This is a genomic window from Xanthobacter sp. 126 (genome assembly GCF_000526175.1).
GTDB classification, from domain to species: Bacteria; Pseudomonadota; Alphaproteobacteria; order Rhizobiales; family Xanthobacteraceae; genus Xanthobacter; species Xanthobacter aminoxidans.
This window is the reverse complement of sequence record NZ_JAFO01000001.1, coordinates 1280351-1297585: the sequence shown is the minus strand read 5'-3', so window position 1 is coordinate 1297585 and position 17235 is coordinate 1280351. Positions and strand designations below refer to the sequence as shown.

The following is a 17235-nucleotide window of genomic DNA, read 5'->3' as shown; positions in this document are numbered from 1 at the left end:
CTGCAGCGCGCGTGTGCGCTGTGCATCAGGGAGAACTCAATGGCACGCCCAGCTCAACAACCTCTCCTTAAACCACGGCCAGATCTAATTTTCATTGGATCTGAAAAGGGAGGTGTCGGCAAATCATTCGTCACTTCGCTCTGCGTTGACCTCCTGGATGTTGTCGGTGTGGCCGCTCGAATCGTTCAAATCGACGATCAAGAGCGCCTACCCACCCTATACCCGGGTCGGGTTACGACGGTCCCCACGCCAAAACTCGCGGACCTGCGGCGCGACCCCGGTGTGATCGTAAGTACGTTTGACCCGCTCTTCTCAGCAATCGAGCAAACGGTATCCGACAAAGTGCCGACCGTCATCGACATTGGTGGCCCGCAGCAATCGCTCGTTGAACAATATTGCTCGTTGGTTGATCTCGACGAGGAGCTAACGCACGCCGGGCTGAACACCATTTGGCTGGTGCCCACGACAGCCGAACCAGAATCGATGAGAGGCGCAGTCCGAACAGCTACCGCGGTTAGACGCGTACTCCCCGGGGTTACGAACCGACTGATCCTCAATCTTCGTGACGGGCTTTTCCACTTCTATCCAGGTGCCCCAGCAGACCTTCTGTGGAGGGAGCAACTGCTTCCCCTCGGCAAAGCGACGGGTGCCATCGAACTTCCGGCGATCGCCCCAGGCTCTTGGCAGCCGTGTGAGGCGGCAGGCCAGCGCTTCTTGGACATCATCGCGGCGGACGTTGCCAACATCCAGGCATTAACTGGGCGAAGCCGACCGATGGCTAAGGTTTTGCGCGGCGATATCGCCGCATTCATGGCTGCGGCCAACCATTCGCTCGGACCTGCCATCGGTGTCGACATTGGAGGCGCCAATGACCACTGACCGCGCTCGGGATCGCTTCATAGCCCAAATGCGAAAAGCAATCACTGAAGGGGCTATCGGCAGACGCGATCTAATCCAACAGGTCGTAGCCATGCCCGCCGAGGAAATTCTCGAATTACCTTCCGACGTGATCTCGGCCCTTGGAGCCGACGGTCTATCCGCTGTCGCCAAACGGCATCGGCAACTGACCGATTTCGCGCCGAAACTTTCATCATCAACCGACGAGGAGGCGTCGTCGCGAAGCGAAGCACGGCATGCTCGGCCGCAGAACCGGTGGGCAATAGCCATGACTTTGGCGACAGCGGTCTTCTTCGCTGGCGTCATCAGCGATCGGGCGCGTCCATGGATAGCAACATTGTTCGACACGGGGGTGCGAACGATGTCGACGGGCTACTGGCCCACCTGTCTGCGACTCGACGCGTACGTGGATGGCTGCCTTTATCACGTAGCTTCGACCGGGCTCTCTGTTCCTCGCGCCACCCAACTCCTCAATCAGCCGCCTGACGACTTCCTGAAGGTTAACCCTCAACTTGCGCGCGCTGACGTGATCCCCCCGGGAACGACACTGGTCGTCTGGCGCGGCACTCTCAAACTGAAGGATCAAAACAAATGAGCCTGCACCCATTGACCCCTCGCAGGGACACCTTCCCGGCCACCGTCCTCGCTTTTATCGCGTTTCCACCGCTTGCTGTCGCCGTCTTCTTGCTTTCGCTCTACGTCCTGCCGCCGCAGGCTTGGGTGCCGACGTTGAGCGATGTCCGGGCAGCAACGCCTGGCTTCTTTCTCGACGTTCTGAGCACACTACTGCGCAATGCAATTCAGGCCCCGACACTTCCCGCGCGGGTTCTTGCATTAGTTGCCATACCCGGAGAATTCTTGCGCAATTTACAATGGTTTGAGCTGACCTCGTCGCTTATGCTTCGCGGGAGCGCTGCGCTTCTCGCGACCCTTTTACTGTGTGGGCAAATTCGGTCCAGCCTCGTTACCGGAATCGTCGAAACGCCAGCGGTGAGGCATATCCGTGGGCATCGTCTCCGCATGGGGCGCGCCGCAATCCGTTCGCTGATGGCCTCCTGGCAGAAACGGTTCGGCGCGTCACACCCCGGAGTCCGCTTAACTGATGATCTGACCTTGCCACGCGCGGTCGAGATGGAACACATTCTCATTGTTGCGGGGACGGGTGCCGGCAAGACGACCATCATGCAAAGGCTTCTGGATGGCGCTTTGCGCCTAGGTGACCGGGCGCTTTGCATCGATGTTAAAGGTGACTTCACCGCGCGATTGCCGTCGGAGGCCTTTGCCCTGTTCTCAATCGATGATGCACGCAGCGTCAGTTGGGCAATCGGCCAGGACATAGCAACGGCGGAGGACGCGGCGGAGCTTGCGATCGAACTCATCCCGGAGAGTTCCGACCCCTCGTGGAGCAGCGGTGCTAGGCAGGTATTCTCAGCCCTCGTCAGATATCTTCAAAGCCAGGCGGATGGCGGACCTTGGAGTTGGTCGGATCTCGACGACCTGTTGTCTAGGCCTATCGAGGAGTTACATGCTCTCCTTGCCCCCATCGCCCCCGTCGAGGCGTCATTCATTGATGTCACGGGTGACACCAGGAAGACGGCAATGAGCTTCTATTTGGTCCTGGTCGCGTGCGCCGGACAGACCGCTAAATCCTTCGCGGCGCTGGACCGCAACGGCACAGATGAGGTCTCGATCAAGCAATGGGTCTTGGGTCGTGGCGGCCAACAGCAGGTGCTTATCCTGAGCCAATCGCCACGGAGCCCAGCTTTGTCTGCACAAATGTTACGGATCGTGCTGAAGATTGCCGCGGACGCTGCCGCCGACCTCGCGGCTCACGCGACGCCCGGACCACTCTGGATGTTCCTGGACGAGTTGCCGCAAATCGGCAAAAGCCAGGCTATCCTTCGACTTGCAGCAATTGGACGGTCTGCAGGGATCCGACTTGTCTCCGCCATCCAATCTCCCGCTCAACTACGAGAGATTTATGGTCGCGATGCTGCGCAACATTTCCTGGACAATATGACGACAAAGATCGTGGGCCGCGTCGCAACGGGTGAGACCGCGGAGGAAATATCCTCCACCTGGATCGGTGACAGGACAGTGAGCTGGCGCGAGCGCGTGGGGACGAATCAAAGCAGTCGTCCGCAATTCGAGACCTTCACCCAGGAGATTCCAGTCGTTGCTCCCGAGCTGTTGTCCGATCACCTGGGACGTGGATTCGACCCGTTCGGGCGGCCTGTGGTCTCGGCTCTGGTTTTGGGCCATGGCGATGTTGCACGCCTGGACTGGCCCGTTGGCCAATGGCGCGATCGCCGCCCTCCATATGTACCGCGGTCTTGAGGGCCTACAAACGCTGCATTCCGGCGTCCGCTCTCATGGGTGGACGCCGCTATCTGGCAATAAATCAAAAATGGCGCGGTCGTTAGCCCAGCTGCTTCTTGGCGCCACTTGCACCTTGCTCCGGATAAATTCGGAGCAAGCACATGGTCGCAACCTGGAATGTCGCTGCAGCGAGCAGCTATTATGCGCGCCAGACGGAATACTATCTCGGCGGGGTGGAGCCGGACGGCGTCTGGTACGCCCCCGCCGGCGACCTCGGTTGTACCGACCGCGGCAGCGTCGACAAGAATGACTTCGCAGCTCTATACGAGGGCATCGTCCGGGGGCAGAAATTCTCTGACCGAGGCGGCAAGAGTGTAAGCAGGGTCCCCGCTTATGATTTTACCTTCTCCGCCCCGCGCTCAGTCTCCCTAGCATGGGCATTTGCCGACGACCAGTTGAAGGGTCATATCGAGAATAGGCACGCTGAGGCCGTGCGCTCAGCTCTGGCTATCATCGAGCGCGAGGCAGCTTGTGCTCGACGAGGGAAATCGGGCACCAGAATCGAGAAGGTCACCCTGACCGTCGCGATCTTCAGACATTCGGAGAGCCGACCAGCCAAACACAGCGATGGCCGCGTGTTCGCCGATCCAAACCTTCATTCCCATTCCGTGGTACTCAATCTTGCCACACGCGCCGACGGCACCCTGGGCGCGCTGCACTCCACAGTATTGCGCGATTGGAAAATGGCAGCTGGGGCAGTCTATCACTCCGCCCTAGCGGAAGGTCTTGTGCACCTGGGGTTCGAGCTCGATCGTGAAGGTTATAATGGTACTTTCGAACTGAAAGGAATTTCAGACCAGGCCATTCAGTATTTCTCGGCTCGGCGCGAGGACATCAAGTCGGAGCTCGCCGCAGTAGGAACCACGAGCCGGGACGCCTCGGCCTTCGCCGCGGCTGTTGCCAAGACATCGCGGAACGCCAAACTCTCCCTCGGCGAACACAAACGGGAGACCGCGTGGCGGGAAGCAGCCTCTGCGAATACTCTGGACGACGAAATCGGGCCGGCACTCGGTCGTCTACATGAAACTCACCGCCATGTTGTGAACGCACGCCAGCGTCTGGCCGACCGGCTCAAAGCCCTGCCCGCAGCACTGACACAGACCGAGAGCGTTATCGAACGGCGCGAGCTCTTGCGCGCCACCTATGCAGCCTTCGTCGGGCTAGGCCTTCCCACGTCGCAGGCCGATGTGGAACTCGATCGCATGATGGTATCCCGCAGTGTCATCGAGATCGGCCGCGACGCGCTCCGCGCCCCGCTCTATTCCACGCCCGAGGCCCTGGCCGTCGAGCGAAACCTCGTCGCCATTGCTCGTGCGCTCGCCTCTACCACGTGGCACAAGGTCGACGGCAGCGACGTCGAGAAACTCTGCTCCGCCCGCGGCTTGAATGAAGAACAAATAGCCGCGGCCCGTGCTGCAGTCGGAGGTTCCCGCCTTGCGATCATCGAAGGGGCACCGGGCGCAGGCAAAACCACCACCCTCGCCCCCATCGTTGCCGCCTACCGCAAGACCGGATGCCGCGTGATCGGCACTGCTAGCGCCTGGCGTATTGCTCAAACCCTACAAAGCGATCTGCAGATCGAGGCCCGCGCGACGGCGTCGTGGATCGAAAAACTGAAGCATGGGAGAGAGTTCCTCGACAAGAATTCCCTTCTCATCGTCGACGAGGCGGGGCTTCTGTCAGCGCGCGAAGCCCATACGCTGCTCAGCGCGGCGCACCGAGCCGGGGCCAAGGTCATCTTGGTCGGGGACCGTCGCCAGCTTCAATCCATCGGGGCAGGTCCCGGCCTCGATCTCGCCGCCAGAGGTGTGGCTCCAGTCCGCGTCGATACGATCGTGCGGCAACATCATGCATGGGCGCGAGACGCGGTCACCAGTTTTGGCTCTGGGGATGCTGATACCGCACTCCAAGCCTTCGCGGCCCATGACGGTCTTGAGGAGGTGCCGTCCTATAAGGACGCGATCCACAGCATGGTCGAGGGGTGGGCCTCGATCCGCTGTGAACGACCTGCACACTCCCTCCTGTTGATCGCTCGGACCAACACGCAGGTCGGCGACATCTCCAGGGCTGTCCGGGCGCAGTTGAGACGAGACGGAGTCCTCGCCGGCCCCGAGGTCGCAATCAAGGCTGTAACTCCGTCCGGGCAAGGCACCCAGATTGATATTTCTGCCGGAGACCAGATCCGCTTCCTGGCCCGGAACGATCGCCTCGCTGTCGTCAACGGCACGGTCGCGAACGTCATCTCCGTCCATGTCGACAGGTCGCCGGGACTGGATCGGGCCGAGTGCGTGCACTTCGAAGCAAAAATCGGCTCTCGGCAGATCCGCTTTACCCCGTCGGAGCTCGCCGATGAACAGGGGCGCGCCCGTCTCGGATGGGCCTATGCCACGACGGTCTACGGGGCACAGGGGCTGACCGTCGATCAGGCCCTCGTGCTTCTCGACGCCAACTACAGTCGTCAGGCCATCCATGTAGCTGCAAGCCGGGCGCGCGAGGCAACGCGGCTGGTGGTCGATTGTTCGCAAATCGACACCATCCTGCAATCCCATCGGCCCCTCGACCAGGATCCGGGTGGAGCGCCGATCTCGCCGGATCAACGGCGGGCCTTTCTTGGTCACCGGCTTTCCGTCGCCAGCACAAAAAAATCGGCGCTCGCCGTCTTGGAGCAGTCCGAAGCGCTCGAGCAGCTGGGCCTCAGTCCCCCTGGCATCCGCAAGGAACCCTCACACGCGGTAGGGCGTGAGGGGCGGCCTCATCAGCGTGCGCGCGAGATCGACCATGAGCGGTGACCCGACGCGCTCCGGTCCAGCCGCGAGGCGCAGAAAGCACGCGTACCACGAGCTGACCCCGTCGGATTGGGATGTGACCGTCCATGGTCTTTCGCCGTCCCCCCGGGCCAAGGAGCTCTCGGTCCTCGAAACCTATTTCTCGCCCCAGCTGGCCGCGTTCTTCGCGCAGGTCGCGCCCGGCATACCGGGCGCGCCTGTTGATTGTCCGGGGAGTCCTGGCCTGTCAGACTGCAAACGACCTTGAGGCGATTTTGGAGAGCTGCACATGCGCGGGAGCAAGGTGAAAGGGCGCCTGCCCATGGAGCGATCCGAGGCCTTACGCGCGGCTCTGTACCTGCGCGTCTCGACCGGGCGGCAGGCGGAAGGGGATGTCTCCATTCCCTCCCAGCGGGATCTCACCAGCCGGCACTGCGACACCAACGGCTGGACGGTCGTCGACGAATATATTGAGCCTGGGGCCAGCGCGACGGATGACCGGCGTCCCATCTTCCAGTTGATGCTGGAGCGCGCGTGCGATGCCGATCGCCCTTATGATGTGATCGTGGTGCATTCCTTCTCCCGCTTCTTCCGCGATGGCGCGGCCATGGAGCTGACCATCCGAAAGCTCCGCCGGCACGGCGTCGAGGTGGTGTCCATGACGCAGCCGACGGGCGCTGATCCGAGCCAGGAGATGATGCGCCAGATCATCGGTATCTTCGACGAGTACACCTCCAAGGAGAACGGCAAGAACGTCACCCGCGCCATGAAGGAGAATGCCCGCCAGGGTTTCTGGAACGGCGCCTCGCCGCCGCTGGGCTATCAGATCGTCGAGGCCGAGCGGCGAGGACAGAAGATCAAGAAGCGCCTCGCCGTCGACCCCGTTGAAGCGGAAACCGTTCGTCTGATCTTCCGCCTGTATGCGGAGGGCGATCCAGCCACGAACACCCCTCCCCTCGGCATCAAGCAGCTCGCCATATGGCTCAATGGCAGGGGGTTCCGTACCAGGAAGGGAGGCGCCTTCGGAGTCGGGCCCCTACACCACCTGCTCACGAACACGATCTATGTTGGGCGCTGGCGCTACAATGTGCGTTCAGCCAAGACGGGAGACCACAAGCCCGCCACCGAGATCGTGGAGATCGAGACGCCTACGATTATCGACGCCGCCTTGTTCGACCGAGTGCAGGCCAAGCTCGTTGCAGGCAACCCCAAGGTGACGCCGCCGCGGGTGACCACCGGGCCGATCCTTCTCACCGGCCTTGCCAAATGCGCCCACTGCGGTGGCGGGATGACCCAGCGCACCGGCACCTCATCCACGGGCCGGGTCTATGCTTATTACACCTGCGCCGCGCGGGCGCAGAAGGGTCCGTCGGTCTGCAAGGGCAACTCCATCCCGATGGCCTTCCTCGACACCCTGGTGCTCGATGCCCTGAAGGAACAACTGTTCACCCCGGAGCGGTTGTCCGAACTGCTGGCCGCTCTCGTGGAACGGCGGCAGGCACGGGATGCCGCCCTCCACCGCCGACTTGCGGCACTGAAATCCGAGGTACTCGCGGTCGAGGAGCGCTTGACGCGGCTCTATCGCAGCATCGAGGAAGGCATCGTCGAGCTCGACGATCTTCTCAGAGCGCGCGTCGCAGACCTCAAGGCTGAGCGAGAGAAGGCGCAAGCGGCTTACGCCCGCGAGGCAGCCCAGACGAACCCGACGGGCTTCGTAGCCCCGGAAAGCATAGCGGCGTTCTCAAACCTGATGCGCGATTTGCTCGACCATGGCGAGACGCCCGCACGCCGCGCCTACCTGCGCTCGCTAATCAGCGCCATCATCGTTGGCGACAAGTCCGTCCAAATCATCGGGGATCGCGACGACCTGCACGCCGCAGTCCTCGGCAAGCCGAAACCGCCTCACGGCGTTCGTGGTTTTGTACCGAAATGGCGCGCCGGGGAAGATTCGAACTCCCGACCCCCAGATTCGTAGTCTGGTGCTCTATCCAGCTGAGCTACCGGCGCCTGTGCCCGTGACCGGCGGACCGGTCGGGAAAGCGAGGAGCTTCCCAGGGCGTTCGCGGCTTGGAATTCCGCGAGGCCCGTCTGCTACCCCTTTTTATGGGAGGGTGCAAGGCCCCCGGCCCGCATCGCTCATGAGACCGGCCGGAAAGAGCGCGCCTTGTGGAAAACTCGGCCCGATCACGCCCGGATGCGTTCCCGTCGGTGATGCCGGCTCTCCGGCTGGTCGGGGATGGTGATGCGGAAGGCGGTGCCGATCTTGGTGTCGAGCAGGCGGATGTGGCCGCCGTGGGCCCGCACCAGTTCGTCGGCGATGGGCAGGCCGAGCCCCGTGCCGCCGCGCCGGGCGGAGGAGACGAAGGCCTCGAACAGATGCTCGCGCCGCGCCGCGGGAATGCCCGGCCCGGTGTCGCTGAGATCGATCTCCACCACCGGCCCCTTGCGGCGGGCGCGGACGCGGATCTGGTCGCGCTCGGGATCGAGCGGGGCACGCGCCTCGAGCGCCTGGAGGGCGTTGCGGGTGATGTTGAGGATGACCCGGAACAGTTGATCGGGATCGGCATCGGCGGTGAGCCCGCGCTCCACGTCTGCCACCCAGCCGACCCCCGCGCTGCCACCGGACGAGAGGCCGAGGGTTTCGCGCACCTCCTCGAACAGATGGGCGAGTTCCACGTCGCGCCGCTCCGGCAGGGGCTCCTTGGCGCGACCGTAGGACAGAGTCTGCTCGCAATAATGGATGGCGCGGTCGAGGGCGGCGAGCAGCTTCGGCGCGAAGCGCTGCACGGTCGGGTCCGGCACCGAGGCGAGGCGGTCCGAGAGCAGTTGCGCCGAGGATAGCAGATTGCGCAGATCGTGATTGATCTTGGACACGGCGAGGCCCAGCGCCGCGAGGTGGCTCTTCTGGTGCAGGGTGTGGGAGAGCTCGCGCTGCAATTCCTCGAGCGCCTCCTCGGCGGTGCCGATCTCATCGGAGCGGCCGGAGGGCACGATGATGCGCGAGGCGTCCTCGGGATCCTCCCGGAAGGCGGACATGCGCTCGGTGAGGCGGCGCATGGGCCGCACGAACAGCCAGTTGAGGCTCACATAGACCAGCACGCCCGCCACGACAGCCACGGCGAGCGAGATGAGCAGTACGGTCGCTGCGAAGCGCAGCAGCGCGACGCGCAGCGGGGTCTCGCTGAGCACGATCTCGATGAAGTCGGCCCCCCGCGGCGGTTCGCCGACGATGCGCAGGATGCGGCCGTTGTCGGCGACGAGGGTGTCGAAGGCATCATGCACCGCGCCCCAGAGCGTGGTTTCGCGCATGTCGATGTGCACGTCCGCCTCGGGCGGCATGTCGGAGGCGGCGAGGAGGCGCCGGGTGCCCTCCCGCTTCACCACGATCACCTTGGCGCCCACGCTGTCGAGAAGCTCGCGAGTCATGTCCACCGTGACGCCATCCTGTGGCGCGGCGTCGAGCACGAGGGCGGCGGTGCGGGCGGCGGCGAGGCGGTCGGACAGCCAGGCGATGCGGTAATTGGCGATGGTGGGCACCAGCACGGCGATTTCCGCCGTGGCCACCACCGCCACCGTCAAGGCGAGCAGTTTTGCCGACAAGCCGAGGCTCCACCGGCGGCGCTTGGGCGCCGGTGCCTCCTCGGGCTTATGGCTCCTCGGCTCGAACATCGCATCTGATACGGGGGGAAGGCCCGTCCCGGATCCCTCGGGCCCATTGCACGAAGGGATCAGCGTTAAGACATAGGCAACCATCGGGGAACGGGCCAGAGCAACCTCAATTTGAGGTAAACGGCCGAAACGGCAGCGCTTTCGCTTGCCAGCCCGTCAGCACACGGGCGCGGGGCTTTCGCCCTACTCTTCCTCGCCGAACCGGTCGCCGACGAGGGTGCCGAGGGCGTCGAGCACGTCGGACGCCTCCCGGCCGGTGGCGGTAACGGTGACGCAGGTGCCGGGCCCGGCAGCCAGCATCATCAGGCCCATGATGGAATTGCCGCCCACCGCCTCGCCGCTGCGGCACACCGTGACCATGGCGTCGAAGCGCTCCACGGTCTGTACGAACTTGGCGGAGGCGCGGGCGTGGAGGCCGCGTTTGTTGATGATGGGAAGGACGCGCACCAGCGCCTCGGGCGCGATAGGCCGGCCGCAGGCGATGGCCGGATCGTCGGAACAGCCGCCCGCCGCGCAACCGGCGTCGGCGAAAAGCTCAGTTACCGGAGAGGACGCGGCTTGCGACATTGATGTATTTCCTACCGGCTTCCTGGGCGACGTCCACGGCCTGGGCCAGCGGCATCTCCCCACGCACCTTGGCGAGCTTGACCAGCATGGGCAGATTGATGCCCGCGACCACCTCGACATCCGGCGTGTTCATCACCGAAATCGCGAGGTTGGAGGGGGTTCCGCCGAACATGTCGGTGAGGATCACCACCCCGTCGCCGGTGCGAACGCGATCCACCGCCTCGATGATGTCCTGGCGCCGCCGCTCCATGTCGTCTTCGGGACCGATGGTGACAGCGGCGATCTGGGCCTGCGGGCCCATCACGTGCTCCAGAGCGGAGCAGAATTCGTCTGCCAGACGGCCGTGTGTGACGAGGACGAGACCGATCATGCTTCCTCCGCCCTCATCTTCCCCCTGATGAAGGCCTCCCGCGCTGCGGGACGGCCATATTCAGAGCGGCTCAAAAATTACGCAAGGGGTGCAACGCACAAAAGCACATTTAGTTTTCGTAAGCCCGCGTCTTGAGAATGCAAGCGATTACGACAGGCGCCAGGTCCAGGCCAAAGATCGAAGTTCTAGGGATTTCAATGCCTTGAATCTGTTCCCGAAGCTCGGGCGGGTCGGGCATGCGGACCATTTCCGATGCCGCCAGATCGACCACATGCCGCACTGCGACGGAGGGACGGTGCTCCATCCGCCTCACACCAATACCGCGCAACTCGATCAGCCCTGCAAGTAAAGGAGGCGGCCGGGCGATCAGCATACCATCCTCCACGGCAAGCACCACCCGGTCGTCCGCCACCAGCTCGGCCGGCGGCAGGGCGCGGGGGGCATCGAGGATGAGCCTCAGCGCGAGCATGGACTTGCCGGAGCCCGACGGGCCGCGGATGAGGAGCCCCACGTCCCCCACGGCGACGCAGCTTGCGTGGATGGTGGGTGGCGCGGCCCCGGTCACGGTCACGGTCAGCCGGTGGGCAGGCGCACGACGAAGCGCGCGCCGGTGACGTGGGGGGTGCCATCGGGATCGGTAGCAGTGCGGTTCTCGGCCCAGATGCGCCCGCCGTGGGCTTCCACGATCTGCCGCGAGATGGAGAGGCCGAGGCCGGAATTCTGGCCGAAGCCCTGGTGCGGGCGATCCGTGTAGAAGCGCTCGAAGATGCGCGAGAGGGCATCGGGGCGAATGCCCGGCCCGTCGTCGTCCACGGTGATCTCCGCCCCGTCCTTGAGGCGGCGGCAGGTGACGCGCACCGAGCCGCCCTGCGGCGAGAAGGAGCGGGCGTTGGAGACGAGATTGTCCACCACCTGGCCGAGGCGCGAGGAATGGCCGGCGATGTTGTAGTCCTGCGGCGCCCCCACCGCGCGATCGAAGGTGAGGGAGACGATTACTCCGTCATCCTTGCGCACGTCCTGGGCGAGGCCCACCACCATCTCTAGAAGCTGCTTCAGGTCCACCGTCACCGCTTCCTGCCGCTGCAGCTCCGCGTCCAGGCGGCTGGCGTCGGAGATGTCGGAGATGAGGCGGTCGAGACGCTTCACGTCATGCTGGATCACCTCAAGCAGGCGCGAGCGGGAAGAATCAGTCTTGGCCAGCGGCAGCGTCTCCACCGCGCTGCGCAGCGAGGTGAGCGGATTCTTCAATTCGTGCGCCACGTCCGCCGCGAAACTCTCGATGGCCTCGATGCGATTGTAGAGCGCGCTGGTCATATCGCGGAGGGCGCCGGAGAGATGGCCGATCTCGTCGGCGCGGGCGGTAAAATCGGGAATTTCCACCCGGGTCTTGATGCGCCGGCGCACCCGCTCCGCCGCGGCGGCGAGCTTGCGCACCGGATCGGCGATGGTGCCGGCCAGCAGCACGGAGAGCAGCACCATCACCGCCGCCGCCACCAGGAAGACGCGGACGATGACGAAGCGTTCGGCCTTCACCGCCGCATCGATCTCGCCGCTCTGGGTGGAGAGCAGCAGCACGCCGAGGATGGCGCGGAAGCGCTGGATGGGCACGGCGACCGAGACCACCACCTGCCCGCGCTCATCCACCCGCACCTCGCTGGCCTTGGTGCCGAGCGCGGCGGAGGCGACCTCCGGATAGTTCTTGCCGGCCTGCGGCCCCATCTCGCGGTAAAGCGGCAGGTCGCCACGGCCGAGCCAGAGCTGGATGCCGAGCCACGCGCGCTCCAGGAACCCGGGCTTGGGCTCATTGGGCGAAGGCAGGTCGAAGCGCAGGATCTCGCCGCGGGAATAGAGCGAGCGGGAGTCCAGCAGCAGCTGGCCTTCCCGGTCATAGATGCGGGCGCGGGTCCGGGTCGGGCCGACGAGGCGGCGCAGCACTGGGGCCACGCGCTCGGGATTGATGGGGAATTCCAGCGGCGCGAAGCCGTCCTCGGGGCCGTAGCTCTCGCCCGCCTGCAATTCCAGCAGGCGATCGGGGTCGAGCGTGATGGCGTTGGTCTCGACCTGCGCCGAAGAGGCGATGGCGGCGGCGATGATCTCGCCCTGCACCAGAAGGCTCTGGATGCGCGCGTCGATGAGGCCGGAGCGGAACTCCGAGAGGTAAAGGATGCCGGAGACCAGCGCGCACAGGCCCGCAAGGTTCAGGAGCACGATGCGCCGCGTGAGCGACGAGAAGCCCTTGAACGCCACGAAGCGGCGCACGCGCCGAACGGTGGCGAGAATGCCCGCCGGCTCGCTCGGACGCTCCAGCGGCGCCTCGTTGGTCTCGACCGTCATATGGTGCCGAACCTACCGCGCGCGGCCCGGATCACTCCTTGAACCGGTAGCCGACGCCGTACAAGGTCTCGATCATCTCGAACGAATCGTCCACCGACTTGAACTTCTTGCGCAGCCGCTTGATGTGGCTGTCGATGGTGCGGTCGTCCACATAGACCTGATCGTCATAGGCCGCGTCCATGAGGGCGTTGCGGCTCTTGACCACGCCGGGACGCTGGGCGAGCGCCTGGAGGATGAGGAACTCGGTGACGGTGAGCGTCACCGGCTCGGCCTTCCAGGTGCAGGTGTGGCGCTCCGGGTCCATGCGCAGGTTGCCGCGCTCCAGCACCTTGGCGCTGTCCACCTCGCGCGGGGCGGCGCCATCCTTGGCGCCGACGCGGCGCAGCACCGCCTTCACCCGCTCCACCAGCAGGCGCTGGGAGAAGGGCTTCTTGATGAAATCATCGGCGCCCATCTTGAGGCCGAACAGCTCGTCGATCTCCTCGTCCTTGGAGGTGAGGAAGATCACGGGCATGTCGGTCTTCTGGCGCAGGCGGCGGAGCAGCTCCATGCCGTCCATGCGGGGCATCTTGATGTCGAGGATGGCAAGGTCCGGCGGGTTGGTTTTGAACCCGTCCAGGGCCGAGGCGCCGTCCGTGTAGGTGTCGATGCGGTAGCCCTCCGCCTCCAGAGCGATGGAGACCGAGGTCAGGATGTTGCGGTCGTCGTCGACGAGGGCGATCGTGGGCATGACACCTCTTTAAAGCCGTCCGGAAAGCGGACCGTTGAACACGGGCCTTCAAGCCAGCCATCTGTTGCGGCCTCTCACTGCGGTGAACCGCGTTCGCGTGGCCGAAATGTGACACACAAGACTCGATCGACGCAAAATAGCGGGATTCTCCACCGACACCAAATGGCAGCCGCCGAATACCCTTAATCAGGCTTCCCTTTCCGTATGTCCCTTACGGAAGGGCGGGCGTCCGGTCGCGCCCCTCCCCTTGCGCCCGGCCGCCGCGCCGGAGCATCGTGGCACCGCCCCGCAGGAGGAGCCCCATGACCAAGCCGTCCGCGACCGCCGTCCGCCACCTCGTGCGCGAGGCCCGCTTCGGCGCCCTTGCAACGCTGGAGGGTGACGGCGCGCCCTACGCCTCTCTGGTGGCAATCTCCACGGACCCGGAGGGCCGCCCGACGCTGCTCATCTCCCGCCTCGCCCGGCACACCCGCAACATCGCGGGCGATGCGCGCGTCTCCCTCCTTGTCTCGGCGGCCGGCGCCGAAGACCCGCTGAACGCGCCCCGCGCCAGCCTCATCGGCCGCATCGGGCCCGCCCCGGCCCCGGAGGTCCGCGCGCGCTATCTCGCCCGGCACGAAGCGGCGGCGGGATATGCGGATTTCACGGATTTCGCCTTTTACGCCATCGACATCACCGAGGCGCACCTGGTCGAAGGCTTCGGCCGCATCGTGGACGTACCGGGCGAAAAGCTGCTCACCGGCTGGCAGGGGGCGGAGGCGCTGGCCGAAGGGGTGGACGGCGTGATCGCGCACATGAATGCGGACCATGCCGATGCCGTGCGCCTCTACGCCACCGTGCTCCTCGGCGCGCCGGAGGGCGACTGGCGCCTGCTCTCCCTCGATCCCGAGGGGTGCGAGCTGATCTGCGGCGATCTCGTGCGCCGGCTCGATTTTACCAGACGGGCGGAAGACCTTGCTGCAGTGCGGCAAGAACTGGTGAAGCTGGTGAACGACGCACGGCGTGGAACCGCGGCCTGAATTTAAACGTTTAGCCTCCGTTTGTCGGAGTTTCCTTGGCGGCGAACTCCCTCTAGCTTGCTCGCCGCGGCTTCGAGGGATGCGCAAAGACGTCCCCGGCCCGACACCTCCCGCATAACTCTACGAGAGCGGGACGGCGGATGAATGCCGGCGTCACGCCGGCGGGAACTGTGGAGGAATCTTCCGTGCTCGAAACCGGTCACCGGAACAGCGCCTGCGGCGCGGACACTTTCGGCCTCAAGCATCTTACGGCGGTCCACTGGAATCTTCTGGAGCCCGAGCTCTACGAGCACGCGCTGGCCCACAAGGAAGGGCACCTGTCCTCCGGCGGCGCCCTGATGGCCGAGACCGGCGCCCATACCGGCCGCAGCCCCAAGGACAAGTTCGTGGTGCGCGACGCCACCACCGAGGGCGAGGTCTGGTGGGACAATAACGGCGCCATCACGCCGGAGCAGTTCGAGACGCTCTATCAGGACTTCCTGAAGGAGGCCGAGGACAAGACCCTGTTCGCGCAGGACCTTTATGGCGGCGCTGATCCGGCCTCCCGCATCAAGGTGCGCGTCTATACCGAATTCGCGTGGCACTCCCTGTTCATCCGCACCATGCTGCGCCGCCCCGAACGGGCCGAGCTGGACGGCTTCGTGCCGGAAATGACCATCATCGACCTGCCGTCCTTCAAGGCCGACCCGGTGCGCCACGGGGTTCGCTCGGAGACGGTGATCGCGGTGGACTTTACCCGCGGCATCGTCCTCATCGGCAACTCGTCCTATGCGGGCGAGATGAAGAAGTCGGTGTTCACCGCGCTCAACTACATCCTGCCGAAAAAGGGCATCATGCCCATGCACTGCTCGGCGAACGTAGGCGACGCGGGCGACGTCTGTCTGTTCTTCGGCCTGTCGGGCACCGGCAAGACCACGCTGTCCGCCGATCCCAACCGCACGCTCATCGGCGACGACGAGCACGGCTGGAGCCAGGACGGCGTGTTCAATTTCGAGGGCGGCTGCTACGCCAAGACCATCCGCCTCTCCGCCGAGGCCGAGCCCGAGATCTTCGCCGCCTCCAACCGCTTCGGCACGGTGCTGGAGAATGTGGTGCTGGACAAGGTGACGCGGGTGCCGGACTTCGACGACGGCAGCCTCACCGAGAATACCCGCTCCTGCTATCCCCTCGCCTTCATCCCCAATGCCAGCCCCACCGGCCGCGCGGGCCAGCCGAAGAATGTGGTGATGCTCACCTGCGACGCCTTCGGCGTGCTGCCACCCATCGCGCGGCTGAGCCCGGCGCAGGCCATGTATCACTTCCTCTCCGGCTACACCGCGAAGGTCGCGGGCACCGAGAAGGGGGTGAAGGACCCGGAAGCCACCTTCTCCACCTGCTTCGGCGCGCCCTTCATGCCGCGCCATCCCTCCGTCTACGGCAATTTGCTCCGCGATCTCATCGCGGAGCACGGCGTGGACTGCTGGCTGGTGAACACCGGCTGGACCGGCGGCAAGTTCGGTACCGGGCGGCGCATGCCCATCAAGGTCACGCGCACGCTGCTCACCGCCGTGCTGGACGGTTCGCTCAAGGGCGCCTCGTTCCGCACCGATCCCTATTTCGGCTTCGAGGTGCCCACTTCCGTGCCGGGCATCGAGCCGCACATCCTTTATCCGTCCAAGACCTGGGCCGATAAAGCGGACTTCGACGCCACCGCGCGCCGGCTGGTGAACATGTTCCGCGAGAACTTCGCCCGCTTCGAGACCCATGTGGACGCCGCCGTGCGCGACGCCCAGCCCCAGGTCCGCATCGCCGCCGAGTGAGCGGCGGTCTTCGCAGGCTCCAGACGCAAAAAGGCCCGGCGCGTTGCGCCGGGCCTTTCCGTTTGAGAGGGAAATGCTTCAGCCGCGACGGCGCTGCTGGCCGAGGCCCATCTGCTTGGCGAGCTCCGAGCGGGCGGCGGCATAGTTGGGGGCGACCATGGGATAGTCGGCCGGCAGGCCCCACTTCTCGCGATACTGCTCGGGGGTCATGTCGTAGCGCGTGCGCAGGTGGCGCTTCAGCGACTTGAACTTCTTGCCGTCCTCCAGGCAGATGATGAAGTCCGCGTTCACGGAACGCTTCACCGCCACCGCCGGCTTGAGCGGCTCGGCGTCGGCCGGCGCCTCGCCGGTGCCGAGGCGCGTGAGCGCGTTGAAAACGTCGTTGATGAGGGCCGGCAGCTCGGCCGCGGCAACCGTGTTGTTGCCGACGTAGGCGGAGATGATATCCGTCGCGAGCTCGATGAAGGCCGTCTGTTCCGTGGTGTCGCTCATGGGACCTGCTTCGCGTTGAGATGGCGTGAGATGACGAATGCGCGGTCGGTCAGGTTTCGCGCTTCCGAACAATCAGGACATGCAATCGGCGGGCGGATCGGGAGAACTCGGCGTATGCGATCAAGGTGGGGTCCAGTGCTGCCAAGGCGTGACCAAGACGCAAGGCACCACCAGGACGCTTTCGCCGCGCCCCGCTGCGCTCGTCCGCAGACAC

General features: G+C 64.9%; 14 protein-coding genes and 1 tRNA gene. 7 read left to right on the top strand and 8 right to left on the bottom strand.

The genetic code is table 11. The features are described 5' to 3' along the window. The first annotated feature begins 39 nt into the window (after positions 1-39). The 5 genes from XAN126_RS0106070 to XAN126_RS27570 all read left to right on the top strand — a co-directional run bounded on the left by XAN126_RS0106070 (position 40) and on the right by XAN126_RS27570 (position 8016). Positions 40-879: a hypothetical protein gene (locus XAN126_RS0106070; protein WP_155982228.1), complete on the top strand. Its 840-nt coding sequence runs from the start codon at positions 40-42 to the stop codon at positions 877-879. Next, the gene (locus XAN126_RS28160; protein WP_155982227.1) at positions 869-1492 is read left to right on the top strand and encodes a hypothetical protein; all 624 of its coding nucleotides are present in this window, start codon (positions 869-871) and stop codon (positions 1490-1492) included. Before XAN126_RS0106070 ends, XAN126_RS28160 begins: the two co-directional genes overlap by 11 nt. After that, positions 1489-3234, top strand: coding sequence for a type IV secretion system DNA-binding domain-containing protein (locus XAN126_RS0106065; protein ID WP_024277709.1), 1746 nt, complete (start codon positions 1489-1491; stop codon positions 3232-3234). Before XAN126_RS28160 ends, XAN126_RS0106065 begins: the two co-directional genes overlap by 4 nt. A gap of 143 nt (positions 3235-3377) precedes the next feature. Further along, positions 3378-6065 carry a MobF family relaxase gene (gene mobF, locus XAN126_RS0106060; protein WP_024277708.1) on the top strand — a complete coding sequence of 896 codons (2688 nt, stop codon included), beginning with the start codon at positions 3378-3380 and terminating at the stop codon, positions 6063-6065. Positions 6066-6330: 265 nt separating this feature from the next. Then, complete coding sequence (locus tag XAN126_RS27570) at positions 6331-8016, top strand: recombinase family protein (protein WP_348550919.1); 1686 nt, start codon at positions 6331-6333, stop codon at positions 8014-8016. On the opposite strand, the gene XAN126_RS0106045 is transcribed toward XAN126_RS27570, so the two are convergent. From XAN126_RS0106045 to XAN126_RS0106015, 7 genes are all read right to left on the bottom strand, one after another. Beyond that, positions 7972-8048, bottom strand: a tRNA-Arg gene (locus XAN126_RS0106045). The two genes, XAN126_RS27570 and XAN126_RS0106045, sit on opposite strands and share 45 nt — an antisense overlap. 177 nt (positions 8049-8225) lie before the next feature. After that, a complete protein-coding gene (locus XAN126_RS0106040; protein ID WP_029876780.1) occupies positions 8226-9641 on the bottom strand; it encodes a HAMP domain-containing sensor histidine kinase in 1416 nt (471 codons plus the stop codon). A gap of 252 nt (positions 9642-9893) precedes the next feature. Then, positions 9894-10193 (bottom strand): HPr family phosphocarrier protein, encoded by a 300-nt coding sequence (locus tag XAN126_RS0106035; protein WP_029557296.1) that lies wholly within the window; start codon positions 10191-10193, stop codon positions 9894-9896. A gap of 52 nt (positions 10194-10245) precedes the next feature. Continuing rightward, the gene (locus tag XAN126_RS0106030; protein ID WP_024277703.1) at positions 10246-10647 is read right to left on the bottom strand and encodes a PTS sugar transporter subunit IIA; all 402 of its coding nucleotides are present in this window, start codon (positions 10645-10647) and stop codon (positions 10246-10248) included. Between the two features lie 109 nt (positions 10648-10756). Next, positions 10757-11212 carry an HPr kinase/phosphatase C-terminal domain-containing protein gene (locus XAN126_RS0106025; protein WP_024277702.1) on the bottom strand — a complete coding sequence of 152 codons (456 nt, stop codon included), beginning with the start codon at positions 11210-11212 and terminating at the stop codon, positions 10757-10759. Between the two features lie 8 nt (positions 11213-11220). Then, positions 11221-12981: a sensor histidine kinase gene (locus tag XAN126_RS0106020; RefSeq protein WP_024277701.1), complete on the bottom strand. Its 1761-nt coding sequence runs from the start codon at positions 12979-12981 to the stop codon at positions 11221-11223. 31 nt (positions 12982-13012) lie between these two features. Beyond that, positions 13013-13711 (bottom strand): response regulator transcription factor, encoded by a 699-nt coding sequence (locus XAN126_RS0106015; protein WP_024277700.1) that lies wholly within the window; start codon positions 13709-13711, stop codon positions 13013-13015. A gap of 302 nt (positions 13712-14013) precedes the next feature. Between XAN126_RS0106015 and XAN126_RS0106010 the strand changes: the two genes are divergently transcribed. Together XAN126_RS0106010 and XAN126_RS0106005 are read left to right on the top strand one after the other, a co-directional pair. Then, positions 14014-14730: a DUF2470 domain-containing protein gene (locus XAN126_RS0106010; RefSeq protein WP_024277699.1), complete on the top strand. Its 717-nt coding sequence runs from the start codon at positions 14014-14016 to the stop codon at positions 14728-14730. A 185-nt stretch (positions 14731-14915) separates the two neighbouring features. Next, positions 14916-16529 (top strand): phosphoenolpyruvate carboxykinase, encoded by a 1614-nt coding sequence (locus tag XAN126_RS0106005; protein ID WP_024277698.1) that lies wholly within the window; start codon positions 14916-14918, stop codon positions 16527-16529. 78 nt (positions 16530-16607) lie between these two features. Here the strand turns inward: XAN126_RS0106005 and XAN126_RS0106000 are convergent, their stop codons facing one another. Next, complete coding sequence (locus tag XAN126_RS0106000; RefSeq protein WP_024277697.1) at positions 16608-17021, bottom strand: MucR family transcriptional regulator; 414 nt, start codon at positions 17019-17021, stop codon at positions 16608-16610. Positions 17022-17235: the final 214 nt, after the last annotated feature.

Excerpts from the sequence above, each read along its gene's own strand:
- XAN126_RS28160 (WP_155982227.1), top strand. The coding sequence starts at position 869 with ATGACCACTGACCGCGCTCGGGATCGCTTCATAGCCCAAATGCGAAAA.
- XAN126_RS0106070 (WP_155982228.1), top strand. The coding sequence starts at position 40 with ATGGCACGCCCAGCTCAACAACCTCTCCTTAAACCACGGCCAGATCTA.
- XAN126_RS0106030 (WP_024277703.1), bottom strand. The coding sequence starts at position 10,647 with ATGATCGGTCTCGTCCTCGTCACACACGGCCGTCTGGCAGACGAATTC.
- XAN126_RS27570 (WP_348550919.1), top strand. The coding sequence starts at position 6,331 with ATGCGCGGGAGCAAGGTGAAAGGGCGCCTGCCCATGGAGCGATCCGAG.
- mobF (WP_024277708.1), top strand. The coding sequence starts at position 3,378 with ATGGTCGCAACCTGGAATGTCGCTGCAGCGAGCAGCTATTATGCGCGC.
- XAN126_RS0106020 (WP_024277701.1), bottom strand. The coding sequence starts at position 12,981 with ATGACGGTCGAGACCAACGAGGCGCCGCTGGAGCGTCCGAGCGAGCCG.
- XAN126_RS0106000 (WP_024277697.1), bottom strand. The coding sequence starts at position 17,021 with ATGAGCGACACCACGGAACAGACGGCCTTCATCGAGCTCGCGACGGAT.
- XAN126_RS0106015 (WP_024277700.1), bottom strand. The coding sequence starts at position 13,711 with ATGCCCACGATCGCCCTCGTCGACGACGACCGCAACATCCTGACCTCG.
- XAN126_RS0106065 (WP_024277709.1), top strand. The coding sequence starts at position 1,489 with ATGAGCCTGCACCCATTGACCCCTCGCAGGGACACCTTCCCGGCCACC.
- XAN126_RS0106010 (WP_024277699.1), top strand. The coding sequence starts at position 14,014 with ATGACCAAGCCGTCCGCGACCGCCGTCCGCCACCTCGTGCGCGAGGCC.